We start from the raw sequence: 9349 nt of genomic DNA, 5'->3' as shown, positions 1-9349 counted from the left end.
TAGTCTTGACTCACCAAACCAACATTCGCCAACATGTTGTATTTACTCTCAGAAGAAGCACCCTTATACGTTATGCTCCCCTGGGCAATTGGTGTAATTCCAAGAATTGCATTTATTAGCGTTGTTTTTCCCGCGCCCGAGGCACCAACTACTGCAATCATTTGATTATTCATCAGCTCAAGATTAATATCTTTAAGCGCAAAAGACGACGCGCCCTCATACTGAACGGATACATCTTTGCATATAATTTTTGAAATATTTTCATGGTTAGGGTTAGAAGTTTTTATCTCAGAAGCATGGTCGTAAGTATCAGAGTCGCACACCCTTCGGAATTGCTGAACAGATAATGCTCCATTAATAATCTGGCCGAATGAATATCCCACCTCTTGGGTCGCGTTAACACAGGCAATGATTCCAATCAGCGATCCGGCCACATACGATATATCGGCGCCTGAATCCACAAGGAAGTACAGGGACGCAAAGAGTAAGACAGAGCAAAGTAGCCCGGCAACCATGGAGACGATTCCTCTAACACTTTCAAGGCTCAATTCCCTACCGGCCGCCCGGCGTCGCCAGGACGCTACGCGTTGCGAGAAAAATCGGGAGGCTCTCATGAGGTGAAGTTCTTGGGCTCGACTCTGAGCCATCAGATTGTCTAGATAGTAGTTCTCTGCCCGATAATCCTCGTACATTAGGGTGTAGATAGCGTAATCACGTTTAGCGAGAATCACCATTGCAATGGCTAGGGGCAATGAACACAGTGCCGCAAAAATTGCTGCCACAATGCTGACGTTCGCGATATTAAGACAGAGAAGTAACACCATTGCGAAGGCACTCACCAGTGTCATAACTGACATGGTGTGAACCTGCAATTCCTGTTTCGATATTGCCTCTCTAGCAGCACGTATATCTTCCTGTGATTTTGTGCTACTTATATCAGATAACGGAAATGTAGATAACCTGTTATTTAACATGCAGTGAACCCGATAATTCACCTTTGATTTGAGGATAAGCATGTTACTTATGACCCAGCGTTTAGCAATGATATTAATTCCAACGACAAGGGCAAGAGCAACAATATAAATCCATGCTGTGCCACCATTTGAACCGCTCAAGGCTGATACTGTATTACCGATCAGCAGGGACTGGCTCAGGGGAATGCAGGCTATGACGGCTAGCGATAGGGCGACGCTCACTAGGGTCCCAGGACAGGTTTTCCAGGCTAGGCGGAAGGACCAGAGTATAGAAGAAAATAGCTTTTTCATTCTCACCACGCTCACAAAGTCGTATTGAACTCATCTTTGAGCCCTACAACTCCTCGATGAGCAGTTAATGAAGCACGGCTGTACTTTGCTAACTAACTCTACTCTTCAATGAAATATAAAACACACATATTCGTGCGTGTCCAAGAATATTAAGCAGGCGTATCTGTGATATTTTCAGGCATCCAGGGGTCAGCCGACAGCTCTACCCGCAACGCCCCCAGCACCCTTCGTCATAGTCAGTCATATTAAGTTCATATTTCGCCCCCGATGTCATGTCCAGAAATATTAGGACATCAACCGCCGCATCCCTTGCGCCCCCTCGGAGGCAGTGGGTAGAGTGAAAGCGTTATCTATCAAGAGCGACCGAGAGATCTGGCTCGTCGACGTCGCAGCAACCTCGCCAGTATCCCCCACCGTCACGGTGCAGGGTACGGACAAGGTGCTCCCGCCAGAACCGATAGAGAAGAATACCCTTCGGCACCCCTTGATGATGCGCACCCGCAAGCCGGTGGCGCGCATCCTGCAGAAGAATTCGCGCACCCTCCCGGTGCGTATCTATCGGGTGAACACGAAGGATGGTTATGACGACAGTTCACCCGGCTCTTTCTTTTGAGCTGTTCCCTCCGCGCTCACACGCAAGCTGTGAGTCGCTGCTCCACACCATTGCGGAGCTTGAGGGCACCAACCCCGACTACGTGTCGGTCACCTACTCCGGTGACGCGAAGCGCCGCCAGAAGACCCTGGCGCTGCTCGACCACATGGTACACGAAACCTCCCTCACCCCGCTGGCTCACCTGATTTGTGCAGGCCACTCGGTGCATGAGCTGGAGCGTGCGGTGCGCCTGATCCTGGGTCTGGGTGTGCGCGGCTTCCTGGCTCTTCGCGGTGACATTCAGGAAGGTCAGGATTCTGAACTTCCTTTCGCCCGCTACCTGGTGGAACTCATTCGCCGCGTGGAACGCGAAGATTTCGCCCACCTGGCAGCTGGCAAGGTGTCGATTGGTGTGGCGGCGTACCCGCAGAAGCACCCCGAGTCCGCATCCCTGCTGCAGGACATTGAGATTCTGCTGTCCAAGCAGCGTGCCGGCGCGGACTTCGCGATCACTCAGGTGTTCTTTGAGGATGAACGCTACAGCGCCCTGGTCGATTCGGCACGCCTGGCAGGTGTGGACATCCCGATTATTCCGGGCATCATGCCGGTGACCTCACTGAAGCGCCTGCGGAACCTCTGCCAGATGGCGGGCATGGAGGTCCCGACGGACCTCGCCTACGCCCTAGAGACCGCAACCAGTAGCGCTGAGCTGCACCGCATCGGTGTTGAGTATGCGTTGAACCAGTGCCGCACCGTGATGGATGCGGGCGCACCGGGTCTGCACTTCTTCACCTTCAACGAGCATGCGGCGGTGCTGGACGTTCTGGACCAGCTGGACCTACCCCGATACAGCAACCGTTTCTCTCAGCCGCTGAGCGAACTGGAATACGCCTAACCCCCATAACGCTCCTTGTCGGATGCGTTTCCATAATCTCCCCCACAAATATTCCGGGAGTTACGACCCCCGTTTCACCGCCCACCGCTGGGTGGCGAAACACCGGAACTGACTCCCACATCTATCCCCAGTAAAGGAAAAATTACTATGTCGAACACCGCATTCCCCGCCGCAACCATTGTTGGTTACCCCCGCGTGGGCCGCTTCCGTGAGCTGAAGAAGGCTCAGGAGGCTTTCTGGAAGGGCAAGGCAACCCTGCAGGAGCTGCAGGACACCGCCGCTGACGTGCAGCGCACCTACTTCGAGCGCGTGACCGCTGCCGGCCTGAAGGCTGATAACTACTCGATTCCGGCAACCTTCTCCTACTACGACCAGGTGCTCGACGTTGTTCGCCTGTTCACCCTGGTTCCCGAGCGTCTGGCTGAGGCTAAGGATGCACGCGGTCTGCTGGATCTGCCCGGCTACTTCGCACTGGCGCGCGGTACCGAGACCCTGCCCCCGCTGGAGATGACCAAGTGGTTCGACACCAACTACCACTACCTGGTACCCGAGATTGGTGCCGGCACCGAGATTAAGCTGAACCTTGAGGCTATTGACGAGCAGCTTGAGGTCGCAAAGCAGGCTGGTGTGAAGGTTCGCCCGCAGATTGTTGGCCCGCTGACCCTGCTGCTGGGCGCTAAGGCTGAGCAGGGTTCCGCTGAGGACTTCTCCCCCGTTGACCGTCTGGATGAGTTCGTTGCCGCTTACGCTCAGGTGCTGGAGCAGCTGGCTGAGCGCGGTGTTGAGTGGGTTCAGCTGGATGAGCCGGGCCTGACCGTGGACCGTGCCGACAACGCGAAGGTTGCCGAGCTTGCCGAGCGCACCTACCGTGCCCTGGCTGCAGGCGAGAAGCGCCCGCAGATTCTGGTGACCAGCCCCTACGGTTCCCTGCGTGAGAACCTGCCGGCGCTACTGGGTACCGGCATTGAGGCTCTGCATCTTGACCTGGTGCACGGCGTGTACTCGAAGGCTGAGCTGGAGTCTGTTTCTGCCGCGGGTGTGCACCTGGTTGCCGGTGTTGTGAACGGCCGCAACGTGTGGCGTGCTGATGTTCGTGCCGCCCTGAAGACCCTGGAGGCGCTGCCCGGCGCATCCGAGGGTGCCGTGTCGGTTTCCTCCTCGACCTCCCTGCAGCACGTGCCGCACGACCTGGCTCTGGAAGACCCCGCCGAGGTTCCCGTGGACGGCCTGGCGTTCGCCGATCAGAAGGTCGCCGAGATTGCACTGCTGGCTCGTGGCCTGGCCGAGGGTGAAGCCGCTGTTGAGCCCGAGCTGAAGACTGCTGACGAGGCGCTGGCTCGCTTCGCCGCCGACCCGCGCAAGCACAACGACGAGATTCGTGCCCGCGCCGCAGCTGTAACCGCCGAGGACTTCGACCGTCCGACCATTGACGTTCGCCGCGCGGCTCAGGCTGACCTGAACCTGCCGAAGCTGCCGACCACCACCATCGGTTCCTTCCCCCAGACTGCTGAGATTCGCCGCCACCGTGCGGAGGCTCGTGCGGGCAAGATTTCCACTGAGGAGCTGAACGGCTTCCTGCGTGACGAGATTGCCTCGGTTATCGCACTGCAGGAGGAGCTGGGCCTGGACGTGCTGGTTCACGGTGAGGCTGAGCGTAACGACATGGTTCAGTACTTCGCCGAGAACTTCGACGGCTTTGCAACCACCCGCCACGGCTGGGTTCAGTCCTACGGTTCGCGTTGCACCCGCCCCTCGATCCTGTTCGGTGACGTGAAGCGTCACGGTGAGGGCCTGCGCGGTGAGGCGTTCACCGTTCCGTGGAGCTCCCACGCACAGTCGCTGAGCGACAAGCCCGTCAAGGGCATGCTCACCGGCCCGGTGACGATTCTGGCGTGGTCTTTCGTGCGTGACGACCAGCCGCGCCGCGAGACCGCTAACCAGGTGGCTCTGGCTCTTGCCGACGAGATTGCCGACCTGGAGGAGGCGGGCATCCGCATCATTCAGGTGGACGAGCCGGCTCTGCGCGAGCTGCTGCCCCTGCGCCGCGATGAGCAGCCGCAGTACCTGGATTGGTCGGTGAACTCCTTCCGCCTGGCTACCAGCGGCGTGAAGGATTCCACTCAGATTCACACCCACCTGTGCTACTCGGAGTTCAACGAGATTATCGACTCGATTAACGCTCTGAACGCTGACGTGACCAGCATTGAGGCGGCTCGTTCGCACATGGAGCTGCTGGCTGACATTCCGGAGAGCTTCGTTTCCGGTCTGGGCCCGGGCGTGTGGGACATCCACTCCCCGCGTGTTCCTTCGCAGGAGGAGATTGAGTCCCTGCTGAAGGCTGCGATTGGTTACGGCACCATTGCTGACCTGTGGGTGAACCCTGACTGCGGCCTGAAGACTCGTGATTACGAGGAGACCAAGCAGTCTCTGCGTCACCTGGTGGACGCCACCAAGGCGATTCGCGCGTCCCTCTAGGAGGCGCCTCTTGGTTCCGCTGCCTGCTGCGGGTTGACCGGATGATGGTTTGCTCGCGGTAACCTGCGGCAGGTGGCGGTTGTTCGGCTTCGTGCCGGTATGCGTACCGACTGTATGCCGAGCTTTTGGGGATAGATAACGGGCCCGCCCGTACGGTTTTTCTTCTGCACTGTACGGGCGGGCTTTTCTGTGCTGTTTTGGGGCGCCAATGCACTGGTGTTCAAGTGGTTTTTTATTTGAACTTAGGGTATAAATTACTCTAATTTTAAGTGTGGTCTGACCAAAACACATACTTACTCAACCGAGAAAGTATTTATATTCATTACACGACTTGAGGCAATGTTGCCCAGTAGACAGATGTACATCACACAGATTTAGCACTTCCCCGTAATTCCGGGATAAAAACAGCATTAATAGAATAATCACTCTGAATATCCGTTCACCCTAGTGAACATTCTACTGAAAACATTCCCATCAGATTAGCATTTTTATAAGCCGCTGTTTTTAGAATTCCAGCATGACTACTACCACTTCATCAAAGAAGAAGAAGGGTTCTGTACCCCGCTGGCTCGCAATTCCGGCGCCCAAGCCTCAACTGAGCGAGGCTGAAGTTAATGCAAAGTACCCGCGCATGCGTCTGCAGGTTTTCATGGGTATTTTCATCGGTTACGCGACCTTCTACCTGATTCGTAACAACGTCCCGCTGGTCACCCCGATTCTGACCAAGGAACTTGGCTTCAGCAACGCGGCTATTGGCGCGCTGTCTACGGCGCTGCTGCTGGCTTACGGTTTCAGCAAGTTCTTCACCGCAATGATTTCTGACCGCTCGAACGCGCGTCTGTTCCTGCCCATCGGTCTGGTGCTCTCGGGTGTTGCCAACATCCTGCTGGCTATGACCGGTTACATGGGTGAAGGTGCGGGCGCGGCGGGCTACGGTGCCGCTATCGCCTCCATCATGGCGACCATTATGGTCTTCAACGGCATCTTCCAGGGCATGGGCTGGCCGCCCTCGGGCCGCGTGCTCGTGAACTGGTTCTCCACCAGCGAGCGCGGCGCGAAGGTTTCGTGGTGGAACACCGCCCACAACGTCGGTGGTGCGCTGTCCGGCCTGCTGGTTGCGTGGGGCTTCTCCATGTTCGGCAAGACCTGGGAAGTTGCTTTCTGGTTCCCCGCAGTTATCAGCTTCGTTCTGGCGTTCGTGGCGTGGCTGCTGATCCGTGACAACCCCGAGGCTGAGGGTCTGCCCACCGTTGATGTGTACCGCAACGACCCGCACAAGGTTGAGTCCACCGCTGAGGATCGTGCAGAGTCCACCTGGACCACCATCCGTAAGCACGTGCTGACCAACTCGACCATGGTGTACCTGGCTCTGGCGAACGTGTTCGTGTACACCCTGCGTTACGGCGTGCTGGTGTGGGCACCGAAGTACCTGCACGATGTGCGCCACGCTTCCCTTGAGGGTGGTATTGCGGGCTTCTCGATTCTGGAGCTTGCCGGTATTGGTGGTACCGTCCTGTGCGGTTACGTTTCTGACCGCATGTTCAAGGGTCGCCGCTCCCCCGCGGGTATCCTGTTCCTGATTGCGACCGTTGGCGCGATTCTGCTGTACTGGCTGCCTTCTTCGGATGCGCCGCTGTGGATTGCGTACGTTGCGTTGGCTCTGATTGGTGGCCTGATTTACGGCCCGGTCATGCTGATTGGTCTGCAGGCTATTGACCTATCCCCCTCGCATGTTGCGGGTACCGCTGCGGGCTTCACCGGCCTGTTCGGTTACGCGTTGGGTGCGACCCTGGCTTCTGCCGGTATCGGCATTATTGTTGACCACTGGGGTTGGGGCACCGCGTTCGTCTTCATGATTGTGTGCTCGGGTCTGGCGGTTCTGTTCCTCTGGCTGGTTAACGGTGCTGAGAAGCGTCTGATGGCTGAGCGTGCAGAGAAGCTGGCGGCTCAGGCATAATTGCCCAGTCTTTCGTGTAGGGAAGCCACACGTTTGCTGGTGAGTCACCATATGGTGGCTTGTCGGTAATCGTGTGGCTTCTTACGTTAAGAACCTAGAATGGAACCATGACTACTAACTCTGGAATCACTAAAGAATGGGTGGATGAAACCGTCAAGCCGGGCGACGATTTCTTCCGCCACGTCAACGGTAAGTGGCTTGCTACCCACGAAATCCCGGCGGACCGCCCCAAGGACGGCGGCCTGTACACCCTCCGCGATAACGCAGAGAAGCACGTGCGTGAGCTGGTGGAGAAGATTGCGAAGGAGCAGCCGGAGTCCCGTATTGGCGCACTCTACAACTCCTTCATGGATGTTGAGAAGATTGAGGCGGACGGCCTGGAGCCGCTGCTGAAGGAAATCGCCCCGATTCTGAACTCGGCAACCCCCTCCCACCTGGCTGTGACCCTGGCGCTGCTGTCTCGTGCGGGTCTGCCGCAGCTGTTCGCCTGGTACACCAGCAACGACCCGAAGGACCCGAAGAACTACACGTTCTTCCTGTACCAGTCGGGTCTGGGTCTGCCGGATGAATCCTACTACCGTGAAGAGAAGCACGAGGCTGCATGCGCGGCGTACGTTGAGCATATTGCCCGCATGTTTGAGCTGACCGGTCTGGCTGAGGGCTTCGGCCTGACCCCGGAGCAGGCGGCTCAGCTGGTGTTCACTCACGAGTCTGAGCTGGCTCGCCTGCACTGGAACGTCGTGGAGAACCGCGACGCCGAGGCGACCTACAACCCGTACCAGGCTACCGAGCTGGACGAGAAGTTCCCCGGCTTCCCGTTCTCGCAGTGGCTGCTGGCTCTGGGTGCCGACCCGGAGACCCTGGGTCAGGTTATTGTGGCTCAGCCGTCCTTCTTTGAGGGTGCGGCTAAGCTGTTCACCTCCATCCCGCTGATGAGCTGGAAGCTGTGGGCTGTGTGGACTGTTCTGCGTTCACGTGCGCCGTTCATGTACGACGAACTGGTTCAGGAAAGCTTCAACTTCTACGGCAAGACCCTCTCCGGTACCCAGCAGATTCGTGAGCGCTGGAAGCGCGGCGTGGGCGCTGTCGAGAAGGCTCTGGGCGAAGAGATTGGCCAGGAGTACGTGGCTGTGCATTTCCCGCCTTCGCACAAGGAGAAGATGCTGGTTCTGGTCGGCAACCTCCTGGAGGCGTACCGCGAGTCTATTGAGTCGCTGGACTGGATGACTGAGGCAACCCGCCAGAAGGCGCTGGAGAAGCTGTCGAAGTTCGTCACCAAGATTGGTTACCCCGATAAGTGGCGTGACTTCTCCGCACTGGAGCTGGCGCCCGGTGACCTGTTCGAGAACCTGCGCCGTACCGGTGCGTTTGACGCTGACTGGCTGATTGCCCGTAAGGGTCAGCCGGTGGATAAGTCGGAGTGGCTGATGACTCCGCAGACCGTGAACGCGTACTACATGCCGCCGGCGAATGAGATTGTGTTCCCGGCAGCGATTCTGCAGCCGCCGTACTTCAACCCGGATGCTGACGATGCGGCGAACTACGGCAATATCGGCATGATTATTGGCCACGAGATTGGTCACGGTTTTGACGATCAGGGTTCCCGCTACGACGGTGACGGCAAGCTGGAGAGCTGGTGGACTGAGGAGGATTACGCGAAGTTCAAGGAACGCACCTCCGCGCTGGTGGAGCAGTACAACGCGTACGTTCCGGTGGGTCTGGACCCGAAGTTCCACGTGAACGGTGAGCTGACTTTGGGCGAGAACATTGGCGACCTGGCTGGCATGTCGATTGCGTTGAAGGCGTACCGTCTGGCTTTGAAGAAGCAGGGCATTGAGTCGCTGGATGACGCACCGGTGATTGACGGCATGACCGGTATTCAGCGTTTCTTCTTCTCGAATGCTCGCGGCTGGTGCACGAAGTCCCGCCCGCAGCATGCTGAGGTGATGATTTCGGTGGATCCGCATTCGCCGGATGAGTTCCGTGTAAACGGCGTGGTGCGCAATATTGATGAGTTCTATGAGGCGTTTGGCGTCTCTGAGGGCGATGCACTGTACCTGGCTCCGGAGGAGCGCGTGCGCATCTGGTAGCACCCCGATGAGGGTATATGCTTTATTGCGTATATAAGAAAGGCGCCCGCCTCGTGGGTTTATTCCACGGGGCGG

Annotated in this window: 5 protein-coding genes and 1 riboswitch; of the genes, 4 read left to right on the top strand and 1 reads right to left on the bottom strand. The window is 57.5% G+C overall.

From position 1 onward, the window contains the following. Positions 1 to 1196: ATP-binding cassette domain-containing protein (locus tag HMPREF2919_RS06440; protein ID WP_246824065.1), on the bottom strand; the 1196-nt coding region annotated here is incomplete at its 3' end. Between the two features lie 416 nt (positions 1197 to 1612). Continuing rightward, positions 1613 to 1729: riboswitch (SAM riboswitch) on the top strand. A 117-nt stretch (positions 1730 to 1846) separates the two neighbouring features. Between HMPREF2919_RS06440 and HMPREF2919_RS06435 the strand changes: the two genes are divergently transcribed. The 4 genes from HMPREF2919_RS06435 to HMPREF2919_RS06420 all read left to right on the top strand — a co-directional run bounded on the left by HMPREF2919_RS06435 (position 1847) and on the right by HMPREF2919_RS06420 (position 9274). Next, entirely contained in the window at positions 1847 to 2752 is a 906-nt protein-coding gene (locus HMPREF2919_RS06435) for a methylenetetrahydrofolate reductase (protein ID WP_070666852.1), read from the top strand. A gap of 147 nt (positions 2753 to 2899) precedes the next feature. Next, positions 2900 to 5227, top strand: coding sequence for a 5-methyltetrahydropteroyltriglutamate--homocysteine S-methyltransferase (metE, locus tag HMPREF2919_RS06430; RefSeq protein WP_070666850.1), 2328 nt, complete (start codon positions 2900 to 2902; stop codon positions 5225 to 5227). 517 nt (positions 5228 to 5744) lie between these two features. Continuing rightward, a complete protein-coding gene (locus HMPREF2919_RS06425; RefSeq protein WP_070593833.1) occupies positions 5745 to 7184 on the top strand; it encodes an MFS transporter in 1440 nt (479 codons plus the stop codon). A gap of 107 nt (positions 7185 to 7291) precedes the next feature. After that, entirely contained in the window at positions 7292 to 9274 is a 1983-nt protein-coding gene (locus HMPREF2919_RS06420) for a M13 family metallopeptidase (RefSeq protein WP_070666847.1), read from the top strand. Positions 9275 to 9349 lie beyond the last annotated feature (75 nt).

This window comes from Rothia sp. HMSC068E02, from assembly GCF_001813565.1.
GTDB lineage: Bacteria > Actinomycetota > Actinomycetes > Actinomycetales > Micrococcaceae > Rothia.
The sequence above is the reverse complement of the archived record's forward strand: the minus strand, read 5'-3'. Positions and strand labels throughout refer to the sequence as shown.

Coding starts and splice junctions, on each gene's coding strand:
- HMPREF2919_RS06425 (WP_070593833.1), top strand. CDS start 5,745: ATGACTACTACCACTTCATCAAAGAAGAAGAAGGGTTCTGTACCCCGC.
- HMPREF2919_RS06420 (WP_070666847.1), top strand. CDS start 7,292: ATGACTACTAACTCTGGAATCACTAAAGAATGGGTGGATGAAACCGTC.
- HMPREF2919_RS06435 (WP_070666852.1), top strand. CDS start 1,847: ATGACGACAGTTCACCCGGCTCTTTCTTTTGAGCTGTTCCCTCCGCGC.
- metE (WP_070666850.1), top strand. CDS start 2,900: ATGTCGAACACCGCATTCCCCGCCGCAACCATTGTTGGTTACCCCCGC.